Below are 17,165 nucleotides of genomic sequence, written 5' to 3'. Positions count from 1 at the left end.
AGAACCCACTTCTCAGTTTCTCTCAGTGAAGTGAAGCCCCCGCGGCCCGGTGACGGGGACGTCCTCGGCGAGATCCACGGTCCGTTGTGTGCGCCGAAGGTCGCCGAGGCCGGGATCGAGGAGCGGCGCGGCAAGTGGCGCGGCATTCTGGCCGAGGGCGGGGACCCGATCCCCGGCGTCGCAGGCACGCCGCTTCCGCGCCAGGACGGCCGCCTTCAGGCGCGGTCGTGGAGGGTGACCTGGTAGCCGTCGGGGTCGGCGAAGGTGAAGGTGCGGCCGAAGGGGCCGTCGATCGGTGCGGAGACGATGGTGTGGCCGTCGGCGACGAGGGCGTCGTGGATGGCCTGGACGTCGGTGGCGTGCAGCCAGATCGAGGCGCCGATGCCGGGCTGGGCCACGGACGCGAGATCGGTGCCGGGGACGACGTCGCGCAGGGCGAACGCGATCGGCTTCGTCTCGAAGACGACGGCGTGCGGAGGCCCGGCCGGCGAGCGGACGAGGCCGAGGTAGCGCTCGTAGAACGCCTGTGAAGCGCCGAGGTCGCGCGCCTGGAGCGAGATGAAGTCGGGGCCGGTGACGGGCATGGTGATGCTCCTTCTCTTCATGTCAGGATACTGACACGCAGCAATGTATGTCAGAATACTGACATGAGTCAAAGCGGTGGCGGCATCGACCTGGACAAATCGCTGGGCTACCTGCTGAAAGAGGCTTCGAGCGCCCTGCGCGCAGCCATGGAGGAGGTGCTGCGGCCGCTCGGGATGACCGTGACGCACTACTCCTGCCTGGAACTGCTGGCCCAACGGCCGGGCCTGTCGAACTCCGAGCTCGCGCGTGGCGCGTTCGTGACCCGGCAGTCGATGAACGTGCTGCTCCAGGCCCTGGAACGAGACGGCTACGTGACCAGGCCCGCGGCGGCGCCGGTCGGGAAGGCCCTTCCGGCGCGGCTCACGCCCAGCGGCCGGCGGAGCCTGGAGAAGGCGAGCGCGGCGGTCCGGTCCGTCGAGGTCAGAATGCTGGCCGGGATGAACGAGACCGAGCAGTCGGACGCCTTCCGGATCCTGCGGAGCATGATTCACTCCCTGCGCGACGGTGACGACGCATAGCTCGGCGCTCCGAGGTGGCCCGCCTTCGCCGCCGGGTCAGCGGTTGAGTCGGCGGGCCGCCGTGACCGCCGCGACCACGCCCCCCGCCGCCAGCATCACCGCGCGCCGGTGCTGGGACAGCCACAGCTGGGGGCTGTGACCGTGTGAGCGCTGGTCGAACGTCCCGTGCGCCCCGTAGTCCTTGTCCTCGTCGGCCGGCTCCCAGAGGTTGGACACCCCGCTCGGCTGCTTCTCGTCCGTCTGCTGGGACTTGATGCCGGTCCTGGCCAGGTACCGGTCCACGAGGGCGGGGGCGACGCGCTGGGCCAGGAGGGTGGCGGCGGTGCTGGCGCCCACCCAGTACTCCTTGCGTCCGGGGTGCTCGGCGGCGTAGACGATGGCGCGGGCCGCGACCTCCGGCTGGTAGATCGGGGGGACGGGCTGGGGGTGCCGCCGCAGCTTGGACAGGACCCACTCGAACTGAGGGGTGTTGACCGCCGGGAGCTGGACCAGCGTGACCTCGACGCCGCTGCGGTCGGCCAGGAGCTCGGTGCGCAGCGATTCGGTGAAGCCCTTGATGGCGTGCTTGGCCCCGCAGTACGCCGATTGCAGGGGGATGCCGCGGTGGCTCAGGGCCGAGCCGACCTGGACGATCGTCCCGGCGTTGCGGGGGCCCATGAGGTCGAGGGCGACCTTGGTGCCCCACACGTAGCCGAGGTACGTCACCGAAGTGGTACGGGCGTACTCATCCGGCGAGATGTCGGCGAACTTGGCGAACACTGAGGAGAAGGCGCAGTTGATCCAGACGGAGATCGGTCCCATCTCCGCCTCGACGCGTTCCGCCGCCGCCTTCACCTGCTCGTACTCGGCCACGTCCGCCTCGTAGACCCGCGCGTCCCCGCCCGCGGTCCCCACGTCCACGGCGGCCGCGCCGAGGCCCGCCTCGCCGCGTGCGACCAGGGCCACGCGGGCGCCGCGGGCGCCGAGTTCGCGCACCACCGCCCGTCCGACCCCGCCGCTGGCGCCTGTCACCACTACCACGCGTCCTCGAAGGGATGCCATGTCGACTGTCAGCCTGCCTCTCCCGTTCCTCGTTCCTTCTGCCGCCGGATCGCCATGGCGATGTCGATGATCGTGACGATGAACAACACGATCGCGATCCCCGCCATCACCGGCGCACCCGCTATGAGCCCCAGCACCGTGAACGCGAAGAGGAACACCAGGATGAACGACCCCACCCTGATGTGCACCACGTCGCGCGGTGTGGCGGGCACCATGGGGTGCCCCTTCCGGTCACCCTGCTCGTACCATCTACCGTCATCCATGTTCTCAGGCATGCCGCTCACCTGCCCGTCCTGTTTGTTGCCTAACGTCCTGGGTAGCCGCCCTGCGTGCCCGAGCTGCGTCCGAGTGATCAGAGTGAGCCGGGGATCGTCAGGCGTCGCCGCGGGCGAGGCTTCAGCTACGAAGGACCGGACGGGCGGCCGGTGCGCGACAGCGCGACACTGCAGCGCATCCGGTCGCTCGTCATCCCCCCGGCGTGGAAGGACGTGTGGATCTGCCCCTCTCCGCGCGGCCACCTCCAGGCCGTCGGCACGGACGCGGCCGGACGCCGGCAGTACCGCTACCACGACCTCTGGCGCGAGCAGCAGGACAAGGCGAAGTTCGACCACGTGCTGGAGGTGGCCGAGCGCCTGCCCGCCTTCAGGCAGGCCGTGGACGACCGGCTCAAGGGCCGCGGCCTGACCAGGGACCGGGTGCTCGCCGCCGCCGCCCGCCTGCTGGACATCGGGTTCTTCAGGATCGGCGGCGAGAGCTATGACACCTACGGCCTGGCCACCCTGCGCATGGAGCACGTGACGTGCCGGAACGGCATCGTGACCTGTGCCTACCAGGCCAAGGGGGACATCTCCCGCGAGGTCGAGGTGGCCGATCCGGGGGCGTGCACGGTGCTGCGTTCGCTCAAGGCGCTCGGCGCGGAGGGCGAGCTGCTGCGCTACCGCCGTCCGAAAGGCGGGTGGGAGGACGTCAGGAGCGAGGACATCAACGACTACCTGCGCGAACTGATCGGGTACGAGGTCACCGCCAAGGACTTCCGCACCTGGCACGCGACCGTCCTGGCCGCCGTGGGCCTGGCGGTCTCCGGACACGCCCGGGGGAGCGGCACGGCCAGGAAGCGGGCGGTCACCCGGGTGATGCGGGAGGTGGCCGAGTATCTGGGCAACACGCCGACCGTGGCGCGGGCGTCGTACGTGGACCCGCGGGTGGTGGAGGCGTACGACCAGAACAGGACGATCGCCGCGGCCCTGACGGAGCTCGGAGCCGACACCGACTACGGCCAGCTCGCCACGCACGGGACGGTGGAACGGGCGGTCATAGACCTGATTCGCGCTGTTTGAGCCGTTAATCCCCGGGCATGCGGCGACAATGGAAGGAGACAGACGATGGAAGCTCCGCAGTACGTCGCGGCCCGCGTCCAACGGGCGCTGGCCGAGGACGGACGCACGAACGAGCTCGGCATACGGGTCGACGTCCGCGGCGACCAGTTGTTCCTGCGTGGTCAGGTGAGCGGAGCCGAGCAGCGCGACAGGCTCGGCCAGGTGGCGCGGGAGATCGCGCCCGAGCTGCACCTGCACAACGAGATACGCGTGGTCGACGTCTCGGTGCCGGGGGAGGATGAGCATCTTGACTGACCTGCGAATAGCGGCGGTGGGCGACATCCACCTGGGCGAGGACGTCAGAGGCCAGTACCGGCGCAGGCTTGAGGGCATCGAGGAACGCGCCGACGTGTTCATGCTCGCGGGCGACCTCACCCGGCACGGCACGCTGGAGGAGGGGCGGCTCGTGGCCGACGAGCTGCGCGGCCTGCCCATCCCCACCGTGGCCGTCCTGGGCAACCACGACTACCACTCCGACCTGCAGTACGAGATCGCCGCCGAGCTGCGGGACGCCGGCGTCATCGTGCTCGACGACGACGGCACGGTGATCCAGTGCGGTGACCGGAAGCTGGGCGTGGTCGGCGGCAAGGGGTTCGGCGGCGGGTTCGCCGGCAAGAGCGCGAGCGAGTTCGGCGAGCGCGAGATCAAGAACTTCATCTCCCACACGCGCTACATCGCCGAGGCGTGGAAGGTCGCGCTGAAGGAGCTGGTGGCCGACCAGCGCGTGGTGCTGTCCCACTACTCCCCGATCAAGGAGACGCTGGAGGGCGAGCCGCTGGAGATCTACCCCTTCCTCGGCAGCTACCTGCTGGCCGAGGCGGTGGACACGGCGGGGGCCGACCTCATCCTGCACGGGCACGCCCACAAGGGCACGGAGAAGGGCACGACCTCGGGCGGCATCCGCGTCCGCAACGTCGCCCTGCCCGTCCTCGGCAAGGCGTACGGCGTCTACTGCCTGGAAGAGCCCGGCAACGACTACGACGACTGACGGCCCTCACAGCACCCGTGCGGCGATGACGCACACGTCGTCGGTGGCGCTGTCGGCGCCGAGCCGTTCCAGCACGCAGTCGATCATCTGCTCGGGATCGTCCCCCACGCACGCGTGCGAGGCCCGGACGAGCGCGGCGACCCCCGCGTCCAGGTCCTGACCGCGCCGCTCGACGACGCCGTCGGTGTACATGAGCAGGGTGTCGCCCGGTTCGAGCTGGGTGACGGTCATGCCGAACTCGGCCGCGTCGAAGGCCCCCAGCAGGGTGCCGGTGACCCCCTCGATCGGCTTCCCCTGCCCGTCCCTGATCAGGACGGGCGGCGGGTGCCCGGCGTTGGTCCAGGCGAACGTGCGCGGCTCGGGGTCGAAGTGGCCGATGATCGCGGTGCCGGTGACGGTGATGCCCTCGTTGGAGTGCACGATGAGGTCGTTCAGCCAGGTGGCGAGCCGGCCCGCGGGAGCGCCCGTGTACGCCAGCCCGGCCAGCCCCGAGCGCATCTGCAACATGATGCTCGCGGCGGTCAGGCCGTGGCCCATGGCGTCGCCGATGGCCAGCAGGACGCGGCCGTCGGTGATCAGACGGGCCTTGAACCAGTCGCCCCCGAGACTGGCCAGCTCCTCGCCCGGCAGGTAGCGCACGCCCACGCTGAGCCCCGGCAGGCTGATGAGCCCCCGGCGGATCGGCAGGATCGTGTCCTGGAGCTGGACGGTGATCCGGTGCTCCTGCTCGGCCCGTTCCTTCTCCTTGGTCGCCTGCTCGTGCGCCACGGCCAGCGCGCGTTCCCTGCGGCGGTTCTTGGTGACGTCCTGGACCAGGGAGCGGACCTTGATCGGCACGCCGTCGCCGTCGAGGATCGGCTCGCTGTAGACGCACAGGTGGCGCACGCCGTGCCGGTGCTGGATGCGGAACTCGTTCTCCACGGCCTCGCGGAACTCCAGCAGCGTGCGGATCTGCTCGTCCATGAGCGGCAGGTCGTCGGCGACCACCACGCTGGGCAGCTCTTCCAGGGCCATCGGGCCGTCGGCGCGGTCGCGGCCGAACATCTCGTACATCTGAGGCGTCCACAGTGTGCGCTCGGTCGCCAGGTTCCACTCGCCCCAGCCCAGCTCGGCCAGGCGCTGCGCGCGTTCCCAGCCGGAGACCAGCAGTTCCTCGTCGTCGAGGATGCGCCAGGTCACCAGCAGACCCTCGTCCACGCGCGAGGCACGCACGCTCAGGGTCGCCGGCCACAGCCGGTAGTCCATGGCCTCGACGAACTCCATCGGCATGTGGTGGAGGGGCTCGCCCGTCTCGTACACGGCGATGTAGTCGTCGAGCAGGCCCGAACCGGCCACGCCGGGGCTGACCGCCAGAAGGCGGCCCCCGGCCAGGTCGTCGGCCGTACGTCCGGCCGGGGTCCTGGCGTGCTTGTTGGCGGCCAGGACCAGGAAGTCGACGACGCGGCCCGCGTCGTCCTGGACGGGGGTGAGGAAGATGGCCGAGGCGTGCACGCCCGCCAGCATGCCGCGTACCCATTGGGGCACCTCGGGCTGTTCGAGCTCCTGCTCGGGCAGCGGTTCGATGCCCCTGGCGACCTCGGTCAGCTCCAGACCGCTGTGCTGGGCCATCCTGGCGAGTTGCTCCGCGGCCTCGCCTGGGCGGATGTTGAGCCGGGTGGCCAGGCGGGCCGTGGCCTCGTCGAGGATGGCCTGGGAACGCAGGTGGCGGCGCAGGTGAGCGAGCTGCTCACGGACCCTTGCCGAAGCCGCGTTCATTTCGTAGCGGCTGAACGGCGGAAATCTGCTCACTCGCTCCCCATGCCCGATCAATCGGGATTGAGGGCTGGTGCTGCTGATATTTCGGTAAACCTAGGTGTTCCGCTGGGCCGTTCTCGAGGTTCGGCCCAGCGGACGGTCGCGGACGGGGTCCAGGGCGGCGCGTCCGCCCTAGACATTGAAGATGCTGACCCCACCCGGCCCCACGAGGAAGCCGAGGACGATGAGCACGATCCCCCAGAGGAGGTCGCGCCGGGCCAGAATCACGTAGATCCCGGAGATGACGAGGATTACAGCGATGATCCAAAGCAAAGTAGCCATGCTACGGCAACTGCCCCCACGCGCGACTCCTTAACATGTTTTTCTCCGCAGTAACGGGCAGGTGGGGATTGCATGACGACATTCGGCTATTTCTTGTCGTGCGAGGAACACAGCCCCCAAGAACTGGTACGCCAGGCCAAGGCCGCCGAACGCGCGGGTTTCACGGCCTTGTGGATTTCCGACCACTTCCACCCCTGGCTGGACGAGCAGGGCCAGGCGCCCTTCGTCTGGTCCGTGATAGGCGCGCTGGCCGAGGCGACCTCCCTGCCCATCACCACAGCCGTCACCTGCCCGCTCGTCCGTACGCACCCGGTCGTCATCGCGCAGGCCGCCGCCACTACGGCGGCGCTCACCGGCGGACGCTTCAGGCTGGGCGTGGGCACCGGCGAGGCGCTGAACGAGCACGTCGTCGAGTCCCGCTGGCCGCCGCTCGACGAACGTCTGGAGATGCTCGAAGAGGCCGTCGGGCTGATGCGCGAGCTGTTCACCGGCAGGCTGGTGACCCACCGGGGCGCGCACTACCGCGTGGACACCGCCCGGCTCTACACGCTCCCCGACGAGCCCGCGCCCATCCTGATGTCGGGGTTCGGCGAGAAGTCGACGACGCTGGCCGGACGGCTGGCCGACGGCTACATCTCCACCGCGCCGGACGCCGGGTCGGTCACGATGTTCCGCGAGGCCGGCGGCGGGGACAAACCGGTGCTAGGCGGGCTCAAGGCCTGCTACGCCGCCGACGAGGCCACCGCGCGCAAGACCGTCCACCGCCTGTGGCCCACGCAGGGGATCAAGGGTGAGGCGTCGCAGCTCCTGCCGCTGCCACGCCATTTCGAACAGCTCGCCGAGTCGGTCACCGAGGACGAGGCCGTGGGCGGCAGCCCGGTCGGCCCCGACCCCGAGGTCCACGCGCGGGCGATCAGGCAGTACGTGGACGCCGGCTTCGACGAGGTCTACGTCAACCAGATCGGCCCCGAGCAGGACGCCTTCTTCGACTTCTACGAGCGTGAAGTGCTCCCGAGGGTGCGCTAGCCGGCCGACTTCATCAGCTTGGCGTAACCGAGCTGCAGCCAGTCGGAGATGGCGACCGCGGTCATCGTGGCGCCGACGAGCCTGGTCACCCTGGGGGCAAAGACCAGGCCGACGGCGTACGCGGTGGCCGCCCACTGGGCCAGGCAGAACGGGCAGGCCAGCAGCTCGCCCATCGGCCCGCGCGGCTCCTCCTGGACCTCCGAGGGGCCGCCCTGGCCCTCGTACCTGGTGAAGGGCGCCCGCAGGGGGCTCATGACCGGGTCCTTGGCCAGGCGCCGGGAGACCTTGTGCGTGCAGGCCGCCATGAGCGCGAGGTCCAGGACCCCGACCCGCTCGGGCAGCTTCCTCTTGGTCAGCACGGTGGCCACCACCGCGCCGGCCACCCCCGCCCCGTACGTGGCGAGGATGCCCATGTAGCCGCCCAGCGGCCGATCGTGCCCGTTGCCGTACGCCCGTTCCGTCTTCTCCAGCATCTCGGTCATAGGGTGTGGCGCTACCCTCAACCCCCGTCCCTACGCCCTGTCCCTACGCGCTGTCCGCAACGCCTACATGACGATCGTGCGGGTAGCCCGGAACCATGAGCAGCCATGGCCATGCGGTCACCGACGCCATCCTTGACACGTTGAAGCGCGCGAGCTCCGGGCTGAAGGACGCCGGGGTGAAGTTCGCGCTGGCCGGCGGCTGCGCGGCCTACGCCAGAGGCGCCGCCCCCTCCCTGCACGACGTCGATTTCGTCCTCACCGAGCACGACGTGCCCGCCGCGCTGGAGGCCCTGCGCGGGCTGGGCTTCCAGACGGCCAAACCGCCGGAGGACTGGCTGGTCAAGGCGTACGACGAGGGCCGGCTGGTCGATCTGATCTTCCGGGTCTCCGACCACGAGATCACCGAGGAGTTGCTGGACCGGGCCGAGCCGCTGAAGGCGTCGGCGGTGATCGTGCCGGTGCTGGAGGCCACCGACCTGGTCATCTCGTGGCTGCTGCCGCTGTCGGAGCACGCCTGCGACTACGGCGCGCTGCTGGCCCAGGTGCGGGCGCTGCGCGAGCAGGTCGACTGGTCAAGGGTGGTGGCGGTGACGGCGGACTCGCCGTACGCGACGACGTTCGTCACGCTGCTGGAGCGGCTGGGCGTGCTGAGCGAGCCGGTGGTGGCCGGCGGCGAGAGCCGGTGGCCCTGACGGAGGCGGCCCGGAACGGGCGGAGGGCCGCGTCCTTTTCGGACGCGGCCCTCCTTCTAGGACGGACTGCCCTTCTGGGGCAGACGTCCAGGGTCACCCGCCGTAGCGGCCGTAGTAGTCACCCAGCCGCGTACGGTACTCGGGCTCCTTGTACCTGCCCTCGTCGAACTCGGGCGCGTCCTTGATCTCGGCCTTGGTGCGCGCGACGTGCACGTTGCGCTCCTGAGGGTCGATGCGCGTGACGACCTGCGCCGGCAGCATGACCTTCTTGCCGAAGATCCAGGGACCGGTGTCGACGATGATGTAGCTCTCGCCGACCTCGTACGTCGCCTCGTCGACGGACCCGATCTTCCCGTCGGTCGCCTGGACGTGGTACCCCACGAGATCCAGACTCTGACCCCGGTCATAGACGTCAGCACGATAGTTCCAGAGCTCCATTGGGCTCTCTTCCTCTCTTCTTCCGTCTTTTCTCGGGCAAGACCTCCGCTACCCGGACAGACTCCGGTAAACCCCCCACAAAGCGTCGGTGGTGGCGGATACGATCCGCGTCACGGACTGGAAAGGGGGCCGGATGACTGTCGGCGAAGCGCAGGAGTGGGCCCCCGCGGGCGTCGATGTCACGCGTCCCAGCGTGGCCCGCCTGCACGACTGCCTGCTGGGCGGCGTGGAGAACTTCTCCGTCGACCGTTCGGTGGCGCGCCGGCTCAAGGACGCCGTGCCCGAGGTGGTCGACCTGGTCTGGTGCAACCGGGCCTTCATCGGGCGGGTCGTCGACTTCCTCGTCCGCGAGGCGGGCATCAGGCAGATCATCGACCTCGGCGCCGGGCTGCCCACCATCGAGAACACGCACGAGGTCGCCCAGTTCGCCGACCCCCGTACCAGGGTCGTCTACGTCGACCTCGACCCCATGGTCGAGCCGCACGCCCGCGCCATCCTGAGCGGCAACCCCAACGCCACCGCGATCACCGCCGACGCCCGCGACGTCGAGGCCGTGCTCGGCCACCCCGAGCTGGGCCGCCTGATCGACCTCGACCAGCCCACGGCCCTGCTCGCCGTCGGGCTGCTGCACCTGTTCCCCGACGCCGACGACCCCCACGGCCTGGTCCGGCGGTACGTCGCCGAGCTCGCCCCTGGCAGCCACCTGGCCGTCTCCAACATGCTCGCCTCCGAGAACCCCAAGGCCAAGGCCCTGGAGACCCTGCTCCAGGCCACCATGGGCACCGGCCACTTCCGCGACCGGACGGCGATCGAGGCGTACTTCGACGGGCTCGTCCTGGTCGAGCCCGGGGTGGTGCACTTCCCGGAATGGCACCCCGACGAGCGGCTGCCCGGCCCGCTGGCCCCCTGGGAGGAACTGCTGCTGGGCGGCGTGGCCCGCAAGCCGTAATCCCGGTGCGCCTCACGACCGGTGACGGCTAGGGTGTCGCCCATGCCGCGTCGTCTCCTCATCTGCTCCCCGCCGCCCGCCCTCTAGCGGGCGGCGGCGTTCCAGGAATTTCCGGGTCTGACGGATCCGGGGGTGGTTGCTGCCCGCACACGGGCCCATTCCGACCACTCCATCCGGAGCACTCCTGTCATGACCCCTGTCTCCGCCCGCCGTGGCGCCGTCTACGTCTCCGTGGCCGCCACCGCCTGGGGCACCGGCGGCGCCGCCGGCGCGCTGCTGTTCGAGTCCGGCCATCTCGGTCCCATCGGCGTCTCCTTCTGGCGTTACCTGCTCGGCGCCGCCTTCCTCCTCGCGCTCACCCGCCGCCCGTGGCGCCCGCGGCGGCTCACCTGGCACGTGCTGCCGGTCGGGGCCGGCATGGCCGTCTACCAGACGGCGTACTTCGCGGCCATCGCCGGCTCCGGCGTCGCGGTCGCGACCGTCGTGACCATGGGCGCCACGCCGATCTTCACCGCGATCGGCGGGCGCCTGCTGCTGCGCGAGCCGCTGGGACCGGTCGCCCGCGCCGCGCTGGCCGCCGCGCCGGCCGGGCTCGTCCTGCTCACCTGGGAGTCCGTCGTCCGGGCCGAGGCCGGGGCCGGCATCGGGTACGCCCTGCTCTCGGCCGCCGGGTATGCCGGCGTGACGCTCTTCTCCCGGCGCCACAGGACCGACCCGCAGGGCACGGCCGTCGGCGGCTTCGTGGTCGGGGCGGCCTGCCTGGCGCCCTTCGCCCTGCCGGCGGGCGTGCTGCCCGAGCTGAGCGTGTCGTCGGCGGCGCTGCTGCTCTACCTGGGCGCGGTCCCCACGGCCCTGGCCTACGGCCTGTTCTTCCGCGCGCTCACCGCGCTGCCCGCCACCACGGTCTCGATCATCTCGCTCGGCGAGGCGGCCGGGGCGGCGCTGATCGGCGTCGTGCTGTTCGGCGAACGGCTCACGCCGCTCGCGTGGGGCGGGTGCGCGCTGCTGCTCGCCGCCGTCGCGGTTCTCGCGCTGAAAGCGGATACGGAGATGTGAGGTCCAGGGCCCGTGATGAGTTAAGGTCCGGTACGGCGACGCTTGCCGTATCGTCGCTCCGCTCCCTCATTTCGGCTTAAGGGAACGGCGCCGGCGAAACGTGCGTTGGAGGAACTGTGGCCTCGATAAAGGGAATGTTCAGGAACCTCCTGGATCGTCCGGGCGGGGTGAACCTGACCCCCTATCTGAAGATCGTCAAGGCGGCGGACGAGCGCGCCGACCGCATCGGGAAGCTCGAAGAGCTGCCGACGCCGGCCATGGACGATCTGGCCGAGTTCTGCGCCGTGGTGCGCGAGGCCGCCGACCGCACTCTCGGGCTCAGGCCGTACGACGTGCAGTTGCTGGGCACGCTCGCCCTGCTCGACGGCAAGGTGGCCGAGATGGCGACCGGCGAGGGCAAGACCCTGTCGGGCGCCATGGCCGCCGCCGGTTACGCGTTGCAGGGCAAGCGCGTCCACGTGATGTCCGTCAACGACTACCTGGCCAGGCGCGACGCCGAGTGGATGGGCCCGCTCTACGAGTCGCTCGGCGTCACCGTGGGCTGGATCGACCAGAACTCCACCCCGGAGGAGCGCCGCGCCGCCTACGCCAAGGACGTCACGTACGGGCCGGTCAGCGAGATCGGGTTCGACGTGCTGCGCGACCGGCTGCGCACCGACCCCGCCGAGATCATCGTGCCCGCGCCCGAGGTGGCGCTGATCGACGAGGCCGACTCCGTTCTGGTCGACGAGGCCAGGGTGCCGCTGGTGATGGCCGGCGCGGCCGACCCCGGCAGCGCGGTGCCGGAGATGGCGGCGCTGGTCCGCACGCTCGTCCGCGGCTACCACTACGAGATCGACGAGCAGGCGCGCAACGTTTACCTCACCCCCAAGGGCGCCGACAGCGTCGAGAACATCCTGGGCGTCGAGCTCTACGACGAGCACGAGCCCGGCACCCTCATCGAGCTCAACCTCGCGCTGCACGCCCACGCGCTGCTCGCCCGCGACGTCGACTACATCGTCCGCGACGGCAGGGTGCAGCTCATCAACCCCTCGCGCGGCCGGGTGGCGCTGCTCCAGCGCTGGCCCGACGGGCTCCAGGCGGCCGTGGAGGCCAAGGAGGCGCTGCCGCCGAGCGAGAAGGGCGAGATCCTCGACTCGATCACCGTCCAGGGGCTGATCCGCCGCTACCCGCAGATCTGCGGCATGACGGGCACCGCCGTCGCGGTCAACGAGCAGCTCGGCGAGTTCTACGGGCTCAAGGTCGCGGTCATCCCGTCCAACCGGCCGTGCGTGCGGCAGGACGAGCCCGACCGCGTCTACCCGACCGTCCCCGACAAGGACGCCGCGCTGGTCGAGGAGATCCAGGAGATCCACGAGACGGGCCGGCCGATCCTCATCGGCACCCTCGACGTGGCCGAGTCGGAGAACCTCGCCAAGCTGCTGCAACGCCGCGGCATGGAACCGGTCGTGCTCAACGCCAAGAACGACGCCGAAGAGGCCACGATCATCGCCAGGGCGGGCGAGCGCGGCGCGATCACCGTCTCCACCCAGATGGCCGGCCGCGGCACCGACATCCGGCTCGGCGAGGGCGTGGCCGAGCTCGGCGGCCTCTACGTGATCGGCTCGGGCCGCCACGCCAGCAGCCGCCTCGACGACCAGCTCCGCGGCCGGGCCGGCCGCCAGGGCGACCCCGGCGGCTCGGTCTTCTTCGTCAGCATGACCGACGATCTGATCACCCAGTTCGTCCCCGACGAGCGCCCGCCCGCCGCCGATCCCGACGGCCTGGTGCGCCACCGGCGCGGCGCGTACATCGTGGGCCACGCCCAGCGGGTCGCCGAGGGCGTCAACCTGGAGATCCACCGCAACACCTGGCGCTACACCCGCCTGCTCGAACACCAGCGTGAGCTGATCCTCGAATGGCGTGACAAGGTCCTCCACGGCGACGCCGCCGCCAAGGCGCTGGCCGAGGCCGACGCCGGGCGCTGGGCCGAGCTGCCCGAGGACACCAGGGACGAGACGGCCCGCCAGATCGTCCTGCACGCCATCGACACCTGCTGGACCGAGCACCTGGCCTTCCTCAACGACCTGCGCGAGGGCATCCACCTGCGCGCGCTGGGCCGGATGAGCCCGGTCGACGAGTTCCAGCGGGAGGCCGTGGCCGAGTACAAGGCGCTGCAGGCCGAGGTCGAACGCCGCTCGCTGGAGTCCTTCGAGGCCCCCGAGCCCGACCTCAAGCGCCCGTCGGCCACGTGGACGTACCTGGTGCAGGACAACCCGTTCGGCACGGAATGGGACCGGATCCTCAAGCGCGTGACGGCCGCCACGCGTCGCGGCTGACCGGCCGGGCGTACCTGACAGAAGATGACAGGTACGCCTGCCAGCATGGACGCATGACGACGAAAGCCAAGCTCATAGCCTTCACCCTCGACTGCGACGACCCGCGCGGACTGGCCGCCTTCTACCACGAGGTGACCGGCTTCGAGATCCAGTATTCGGAGGAGGAGTACGCGGCGATCGGCGACGGCTCCACCAACATCTACTTCGGTCGCGTCCCCGGTTACAAGCCGGGCACCTGGCCCAGCCCGGACAAGAAGTTCCACTTCGACTTCCGCGTCCCGGACCTGGACAAGGCGGTCGAGGAGTACATCGCGCTCGGGGCGGTCAAGCCGGAGTTCCAGCCGGGCGTCACGGAGGAGGGCACGCGCTGGATCGTGCTGCAGGACCCGGAGGGGCACCTGTTCTGCGTGGTTCCCGAGCAATCGTAAGCGCCGTGACGCCCCCGCGGAGGGCCAAGGATCAGCAACATGTTCGTGCAGGTGACAGCCGCATTTAGGTGATTAATCAGCCTAAAGAAGGATGGTAGTGCTCTGCTCGGCTCCTAAGCTGGAGCAATGCTCCTGCACGGATCCTTGCCCCTGCGCGGGCGCCGATGACCTGGGTCGGACTGCTCATCGCGCTGGCCGGAGCGCTGGGATACGCCCTCGGCGCCGCCCTCCAACAGTACGAGGCCGTGTCGGCGGGCGCCTCCCTCAAGCTGGTCCGGCGTCCCCGCTGGTGGATCGGCGGCGTGATCGGCTTCGCCGGGGCGTGCCTGCACGCCGTGGCGCTCAGTTTCGCGCCCCTGGTGGCCGTGCAGCCGATCAGCGTGGCCACCCTGGTGTTCGCGGTGCCGCTGGCCGCCTTCATGTACGGGCGCAAGCCGTACCGGGCGGAGATCCTCGGCTCGATCGCCGTGGCGGTGGGCCTGCTCTGGCTCATGCTGCTGGTGCCGCAGCACAACGTCGTCCCCCGGCTGAGCAGCGGCGCCGCGCTCGGCTTCCTGGGCGTCATCGCGGCGATCGCGCTGGTCTCGCAGCTGCTCGCGCGGCGCTTCCACGGGCCGGCGCGGGCGCTGCTGCTCTCGGTGGGCGCGGGCGTGGTGACGGCCAGCGTCTCGACGTTCGTCCGGGTGGTCGGCGGCGGGCTGGAGGGGGAGTGGGGCCGGCTGATCCACTGGTTCACGCTGGCCGTGCCGGTGCTGCTGGTCTGCGCCGTCGTGCTGCTCCAGCGCTCGTACGCGGTCGGCTACTTCGGCATCGCCTACGCCGGCGTCCAGGTCATCGACCCGATCACGTCGGTGCTGGCGGGGGCGATCCTGCTCGGCGAACCGCTGCCCACCAGCCCGTCCACGGCGATCCCCGCCCTGCTGGCCGGGGCGCTCACCATCGGCGGCACGATCACCCTGGGCCGCCTCACCCCCGACCACTCCAAGCCCGCCCCCGCCCCCGCTCCCGTGCCGCCGGTGCTCACCTCGGCGACGGTGGCCGCCGAGGCTGCGTCCCAGGCGGCGTCCAAGGCTGACTCCGAGGGCGCGGTCACCGGTCAGCGGCCCGCGTCCGGTCAGTGACCGCCTCCACCGGCGGACGCCAGGACAGCACGTCGTCCATCGAACGCAGCATCAGCTCGGGGCTGACCCGGCCCGCCACGGTGACGGCGAGGTCGCGCAGCCGTACGGCGACGGGGTTGCGCACCTTGGTCACCCGGCAGATCGTCATCGACTGCCGCACCACGGCGGACGTGCGCGCCAGCCGGGCGGCGGTGTAGGCGGCGAGGTCGCCGCCCGCCAGGTGCGCGAGCACCACGGCGTCCTCCAGCGCCTGGCAGGCGCCCTGGCCCAGGTTCGGGGTCATCGGATGGGCGGCGTCGCCCACCAGCGCCACTTTGCCCTGGTGGAGGGCGGGAAGCGGCGTCTTGAGGTAGTACACGTCGTTGCGGATGATCCGGGCGGGGTCGGCGGCCCGCAGCAGCGCCGGGATCGGCTCATGCCAGCCGCCGAACCTGCGCAGCAGCTCCTCCCGCTCGTCACCGTGGGTGGCGCCCGCCGGTGACAGGTCGGTGGCGTACAGGTAGACCAGGTCGTCGGCGAGCTGGTGGACGCCGAACACGAGCCCCCTTCCCCAGCTCTCCGACCGGGGGATCGCCAGATCGCCGCGCGGGACGAGCGCCCGCCACGCCGTGACCCCCGCGTACGCCGGCCGCGGATGCCCGGGGAAGAGCGCCCGCCGCGTCGCCGAGTGGATGCCGTCGGCGCCCACGACGAGATCGGCCTCGATCTCGCCCGCGTCCGTGCGCACGATCCCGCGCCCGGCGTCCACGCCCGTCACGGTGGTGCCCAGCCGCAGGACGTTCGGTCCCAGGGCGTCGGCGAGCACGTCCATCAGCGTCGCCCGCAGCATGACGACCACCGAGTCCCCGTAGCGGGCGTCGGCGTGGTCGGTGGTGGTGCGCGTCAGCCAGCGGCCGTCCGCCCGGCGCACGCCGAGCGGGCCCTCCACCGTGGACAGCTCGCGCACCCGGTCGCCCAGGCCCAGCGTGTCGAGCGCCTTCAGGGCGTTGGCGGCGATCGCGAGCCCCGATCCGACGGGCTCGACGGCGGCCACCCGCTCCAGGACGCTCACCTCCCACCCCTTGCGGCGCAGCGCCACGCCGCCGGCCAGCCCTCCGATGCCGCCGCCGATCACCACAGCCTTGGGCATGATCGCCTCCTTGGTTACTACGTCTGTAGTGTCACCGTACTACATCTGTAGTTCGGTGACACTACCCCTGTAGTATTCGGTCCGTGAAACGAGCGGAGACCGTCGCCGACACGGCCATCACCCTGCTGGCCGAGCGAGGCATGCGCGGCCTGACCCACCGCGCCGTGGACGAGGCGGCCGGGCTGCCGCCCGGATCGACGTCCAACCTGGCCCGCACCCGGGCCGCGCTGCTGGAGCTGACCCTGTCCCGGCTCACCGAGCTGGAGATGGAGGTCATGGCCCCGGCGTACGAGCCGGAGCCGCTCACCCTCGACGGCCTGCCCGCCCGGATTGCCGAGGTGCTGCGCGTGCAGCTGGACGACCGCCGGCGCACCCTGGCCCGCTACGAACTGGCCCTGGAGGCCACCAGACGCCCCGAACTGCGCGAGATCTACGACCGGGCGGGCCGCCGGTTCCGCGACCCGGCGCTCGCCATGCTGGCCGCCCTGGGGTCGAAGGACCCGGTGCGCCACGCCCGCCAGCTCGTGGCCTTCGGGGAGGGGCTGATGTTCGACGCGATCGCGGGCGCGGGCGCCGTGCCCACCCTCGACGAGCTCACCCTCGCGATGGCGGACCTGCTCGCCGGCATGCTGCGTGACGAAGGTGCCGGCCTGCGTGACGAAGGTGCCGGCCTGCGTGGCGAAGGCGCCGGCGGATAGGACCGCCGGCGCCTGCATCGCCGGTTCATGGCCTGTTCATGGCCTGTGCCGCGGTCTGTGCGCGACCTGCCGGCGGCCTAGTCGTCGCCGCCCGCGTCCTGGCCGTCCCTCGCGTGCTTGCCGCCGCGAGGCTCCCGGTGGTCGTCGGCCGCGCCGGCCTCGGGCGACTCGTCCTTGGGGGGTGCCTCATGCCTGCCCATACGGGGGGAACTCTCCTTCTCGTCGAACAACAGCTCACGGTGAC

22 protein-coding genes are annotated in these 17,165 nt (G+C 71.0%); 13 read left to right on the top strand and 9 right to left on the bottom strand.

Going from position 1 to position 17,165, the window contains the following annotated elements:
• Nucleotides 1–30 precede the first annotated feature (30 nt).
• The gene (locus ACIA8R_RS09935; RefSeq protein WP_397037677.1) at nt 31–246 is read left to right on the top strand and encodes a hypothetical protein; all 216 of its coding nucleotides are present in this window, start codon (nt 31–33) and stop codon (nt 244–246) included.
• On the opposite strand, the gene ACIA8R_RS09930 is transcribed toward ACIA8R_RS09935, so the two are convergent.
• Nucleotides 216–584 (bottom strand): VOC family protein, encoded by a 369-nt coding sequence (locus ACIA8R_RS09930; RefSeq protein ID WP_357699469.1) that lies wholly within the window; start codon nt 582–584, stop codon nt 216–218. The genes ACIA8R_RS09935 and ACIA8R_RS09930 overlap by 31 nt on opposite strands.
• A 63-nt stretch (nt 585–647) precedes the next feature.
• On the opposite strand from ACIA8R_RS09930, the gene ACIA8R_RS09925 reads away from it, so the two are divergent.
• Nucleotides 648–1,103: a MarR family transcriptional regulator gene (locus tag ACIA8R_RS09925; RefSeq protein ID WP_357699032.1), complete on the top strand. Its 456-nt coding sequence runs from the start codon at nt 648–650 to the stop codon at nt 1,101–1,103.
• 36 nt (nt 1,104–1,139) lie between these two features.
• Here ACIA8R_RS09925 and ACIA8R_RS09920 read toward each other — a convergent pair whose 3' ends face one another.
• On the bottom strand, nt 1,140–2,144 hold the full coding sequence (locus tag ACIA8R_RS09920) for an SDR family oxidoreductase (RefSeq protein WP_357699034.1): 1,005 nt from the start codon (nt 2,142–2,144) through the stop codon (nt 1,140–1,142).
• A gap of 8 nt (nt 2,145–2,152) precedes the next feature.
• Nucleotides 2,153–2,407, bottom strand: a complete 255-nt coding sequence (locus ACIA8R_RS09915; RefSeq protein WP_397037675.1) for a hypothetical protein — start codon at nt 2,405–2,407, stop codon at nt 2,153–2,155.
• A 66-nt stretch (nt 2,408–2,473) separates the two neighbouring features.
• On the opposite strand from ACIA8R_RS09915, the gene ACIA8R_RS09910 reads away from it, so the two are divergent.
• From ACIA8R_RS09910 to ACIA8R_RS09900, 3 genes are read left to right on the top strand one after another with little or no spacing between them, the layout of a single operon-like run.
• Nucleotides 2,474–3,481 (top strand): DNA topoisomerase IB, encoded by a 1,008-nt coding sequence (locus ACIA8R_RS09910; protein ID WP_397037673.1) that lies wholly within the window; start codon nt 2,474–2,476, stop codon nt 3,479–3,481.
• A 45-nt stretch (nt 3,482–3,526) separates the two neighbouring features.
• On the top strand, nt 3,527–3,775 hold the full coding sequence (locus tag ACIA8R_RS09905; RefSeq protein ID WP_364084821.1) for a BON domain-containing protein: 249 nt from the start codon (nt 3,527–3,529) through the stop codon (nt 3,773–3,775).
• Nucleotides 3,768–4,508 (top strand): metallophosphoesterase, encoded by a 741-nt coding sequence (locus ACIA8R_RS09900; protein WP_364084818.1) that lies wholly within the window; start codon nt 3,768–3,770, stop codon nt 4,506–4,508. Before ACIA8R_RS09905 ends, ACIA8R_RS09900 begins: the two co-directional genes overlap by 8 nt.
• A gap of 6 nt (nt 4,509–4,514) precedes the next feature.
• Here ACIA8R_RS09900 and ACIA8R_RS09895 read toward each other — a convergent pair whose 3' ends face one another.
• A complete protein-coding gene (locus tag ACIA8R_RS09895; RefSeq protein ID WP_397037670.1) occupies nt 4,515–6,296 on the bottom strand; it encodes a SpoIIE family protein phosphatase in 1,782 nt (593 codons plus the stop codon).
• 138 nt (nt 6,297–6,434) lie between these two features.
• A complete protein-coding gene (locus ACIA8R_RS09890) occupies nt 6,435–6,584 on the bottom strand; it encodes a GPGG-motif small membrane protein (protein ID WP_165959640.1) in 150 nt (49 codons plus the stop codon).
• A gap of 72 nt (nt 6,585–6,656) precedes the next feature.
• Here ACIA8R_RS09890 and ACIA8R_RS09885 point away from each other — a divergent pair, with 72 nt between their 5' ends.
• Nucleotides 6,657–7,610 (top strand): TIGR03557 family F420-dependent LLM class oxidoreductase, encoded by a 954-nt coding sequence (locus ACIA8R_RS09885; protein ID WP_364084812.1) that lies wholly within the window; start codon nt 6,657–6,659, stop codon nt 7,608–7,610.
• Here ACIA8R_RS09885 and ACIA8R_RS09880 read toward each other — a convergent pair.
• Nucleotides 7,607–8,092 (bottom strand): DUF1360 domain-containing protein, encoded by a 486-nt coding sequence (locus tag ACIA8R_RS09880; RefSeq protein ID WP_357699048.1) that lies wholly within the window; start codon nt 8,090–8,092, stop codon nt 7,607–7,609. The two genes, ACIA8R_RS09885 and ACIA8R_RS09880, sit on opposite strands and share 4 nt — an antisense overlap.
• A 95-nt stretch (nt 8,093–8,187) precedes the next feature.
• On the opposite strand from ACIA8R_RS09880, the gene ACIA8R_RS09875 reads away from it, so the two are divergent.
• A complete protein-coding gene (locus ACIA8R_RS09875; RefSeq protein WP_357699050.1) occupies nt 8,188–8,784 on the top strand; it encodes a nucleotidyltransferase in 597 nt (198 codons plus the stop codon).
• Between the two features lie 93 nt (nt 8,785–8,877).
• Here ACIA8R_RS09875 and ACIA8R_RS09870 read toward each other — a convergent pair whose 3' ends face one another.
• The gene (locus ACIA8R_RS09870) at nt 8,878–9,165 is read right to left on the bottom strand and encodes a PRC-barrel domain containing protein (protein WP_352352063.1); all 288 of its coding nucleotides are present in this window, start codon (nt 9,163–9,165) and stop codon (nt 8,878–8,880) included.
• A 190-nt stretch (nt 9,166–9,355) separates the two neighbouring features.
• Between ACIA8R_RS09870 and ACIA8R_RS09865 the strand changes: the two genes are divergently transcribed.
• The 5 genes from ACIA8R_RS09865 to ACIA8R_RS09845 all read left to right on the top strand — a co-directional run bounded on the left by ACIA8R_RS09865 (nt 9,356) and on the right by ACIA8R_RS09845 (nt 15,094).
• Nucleotides 9,356–10,171, top strand: a complete 816-nt coding sequence (locus ACIA8R_RS09865) for an SAM-dependent methyltransferase (RefSeq protein WP_364084804.1) — start codon at nt 9,356–9,358, stop codon at nt 10,169–10,171.
• A 189-nt stretch (nt 10,172–10,360) separates the two neighbouring features.
• A complete protein-coding gene (locus ACIA8R_RS09860) occupies nt 10,361–11,227 on the top strand; it encodes a DMT family transporter (RefSeq protein ID WP_397037667.1) in 867 nt (288 codons plus the stop codon).
• A 134-nt stretch (nt 11,228–11,361) separates the two neighbouring features.
• Nucleotides 11,362–13,545, top strand: a complete 2,184-nt coding sequence (secA2, locus tag ACIA8R_RS09855) for an accessory Sec system translocase SecA2 (RefSeq protein WP_364084798.1) — start codon at nt 11,362–11,364, stop codon at nt 13,543–13,545.
• A gap of 53 nt (nt 13,546–13,598) precedes the next feature.
• Complete coding sequence (locus ACIA8R_RS09850) at nt 13,599–13,973, top strand: VOC family protein (protein ID WP_364084795.1); 375 nt, start codon at nt 13,599–13,601, stop codon at nt 13,971–13,973.
• A 164-nt stretch (nt 13,974–14,137) separates the two neighbouring features.
• Nucleotides 14,138–15,094, top strand: a complete 957-nt coding sequence (locus ACIA8R_RS09845; RefSeq protein ID WP_364084792.1) for a hypothetical protein — start codon at nt 14,138–14,140, stop codon at nt 15,092–15,094.
• Here the strand turns inward: ACIA8R_RS09845 and ACIA8R_RS09840 are convergent.
• On the bottom strand, nt 15,063–16,223 hold the full coding sequence (locus tag ACIA8R_RS09840) for an FAD-dependent monooxygenase (protein WP_397037664.1): 1,161 nt from the start codon (nt 16,221–16,223) through the stop codon (nt 15,063–15,065). The genes ACIA8R_RS09845 and ACIA8R_RS09840 overlap by 32 nt on opposite strands.
• Before the next feature lie 83 nt (nt 16,224–16,306).
• On the opposite strand from ACIA8R_RS09840, the gene ACIA8R_RS09835 reads away from it, so the two are divergent.
• The gene (locus ACIA8R_RS09835) at nt 16,307–16,921 is read left to right on the top strand and encodes a TetR/AcrR family transcriptional regulator (protein WP_397037662.1); all 615 of its coding nucleotides are present in this window, start codon (nt 16,307–16,309) and stop codon (nt 16,919–16,921) included.
• Nucleotides 16,922–16,998: 77 nt separating this feature from the next.
• On the opposite strand, the gene ACIA8R_RS09830 is transcribed toward ACIA8R_RS09835, so the two are convergent.
• Nucleotides 16,999–17,121 (bottom strand): hypothetical protein, encoded by a 123-nt coding sequence (locus ACIA8R_RS09830; protein WP_357699066.1) that lies wholly within the window; start codon nt 17,119–17,121, stop codon nt 16,999–17,001.
• Between the last annotated feature and the right edge of the window lie 44 nt (nt 17,122–17,165).

It is taken from the genome of Nonomuraea sp. NPDC051191, assembly GCF_044455665.1.
Classification (GTDB): Bacteria; Actinomycetota; Actinomycetes; order Streptosporangiales; family Streptosporangiaceae; genus Nonomuraea.
This window is presented reverse-complemented; position numbering and strand designations above follow the sequence as displayed.

Bases quoted from the DNA above. Each gene is read 5' to 3' on its own strand.
- ACIA8R_RS09930 (WP_357699469.1), bottom strand. From the start codon at position 584: ATGCCCGTCACCGGCCCCGACTTCATCTCGCTCCAGGCGCGCGACCTC.
- ACIA8R_RS09915 (WP_397037675.1), bottom strand. From the start codon at position 2,407: ATGGATGACGGTAGATGGTACGAGCAGGGTGACCGGAAGGGGCACCCC.
- ACIA8R_RS09875 (WP_357699050.1), top strand. From the start codon at position 8,188: ATGAGCAGCCATGGCCATGCGGTCACCGACGCCATCCTTGACACGTTG.
- ACIA8R_RS09865 (WP_364084804.1), top strand. From the start codon at position 9,356: ATGACTGTCGGCGAAGCGCAGGAGTGGGCCCCCGCGGGCGTCGATGTC.
- ACIA8R_RS09830 (WP_357699066.1), bottom strand. From the start codon at position 17,121: ATGGGCAGGCATGAGGCACCCCCCAAGGACGAGTCGCCCGAGGCCGGC.
- ACIA8R_RS09880 (WP_357699048.1), bottom strand. From the start codon at position 8,092: ATGACCGAGATGCTGGAGAAGACGGAACGGGCGTACGGCAACGGGCAC.
- ACIA8R_RS09920 (WP_357699034.1), bottom strand. From the start codon at position 2,144: ATGGCATCCCTTCGAGGACGCGTGGTAGTGGTGACAGGCGCCAGCGGC.
- secA2 (WP_364084798.1), top strand. From the start codon at position 11,362: ATGTTCAGGAACCTCCTGGATCGTCCGGGCGGGGTGAACCTGACCCCC.
- ACIA8R_RS09925 (WP_357699032.1), top strand. From the start codon at position 648: ATGAGTCAAAGCGGTGGCGGCATCGACCTGGACAAATCGCTGGGCTAC.
- ACIA8R_RS09890 (WP_165959640.1), bottom strand. From the start codon at position 6,584: ATGGCTACTTTGCTTTGGATCATCGCTGTAATCCTCGTCATCTCCGGG.
- ACIA8R_RS09845 (WP_364084792.1), top strand. From the start codon at position 14,138: ATGACCTGGGTCGGACTGCTCATCGCGCTGGCCGGAGCGCTGGGATAC.
- ACIA8R_RS09885 (WP_364084812.1), top strand. From the start codon at position 6,657: ATGACGACATTCGGCTATTTCTTGTCGTGCGAGGAACACAGCCCCCAA.
- ACIA8R_RS09860 (WP_397037667.1), top strand. From the start codon at position 10,361: ATGACCCCTGTCTCCGCCCGCCGTGGCGCCGTCTACGTCTCCGTGGCC.
- ACIA8R_RS09850 (WP_364084795.1), top strand. From the start codon at position 13,599: ATGACGACGAAAGCCAAGCTCATAGCCTTCACCCTCGACTGCGACGAC.
- ACIA8R_RS09905 (WP_364084821.1), top strand. From the start codon at position 3,527: ATGGAAGCTCCGCAGTACGTCGCGGCCCGCGTCCAACGGGCGCTGGCC.
- ACIA8R_RS09840 (WP_397037664.1), bottom strand. From the start codon at position 16,223: ATGCCCAAGGCTGTGGTGATCGGCGGCGGCATCGGAGGGCTGGCCGGC.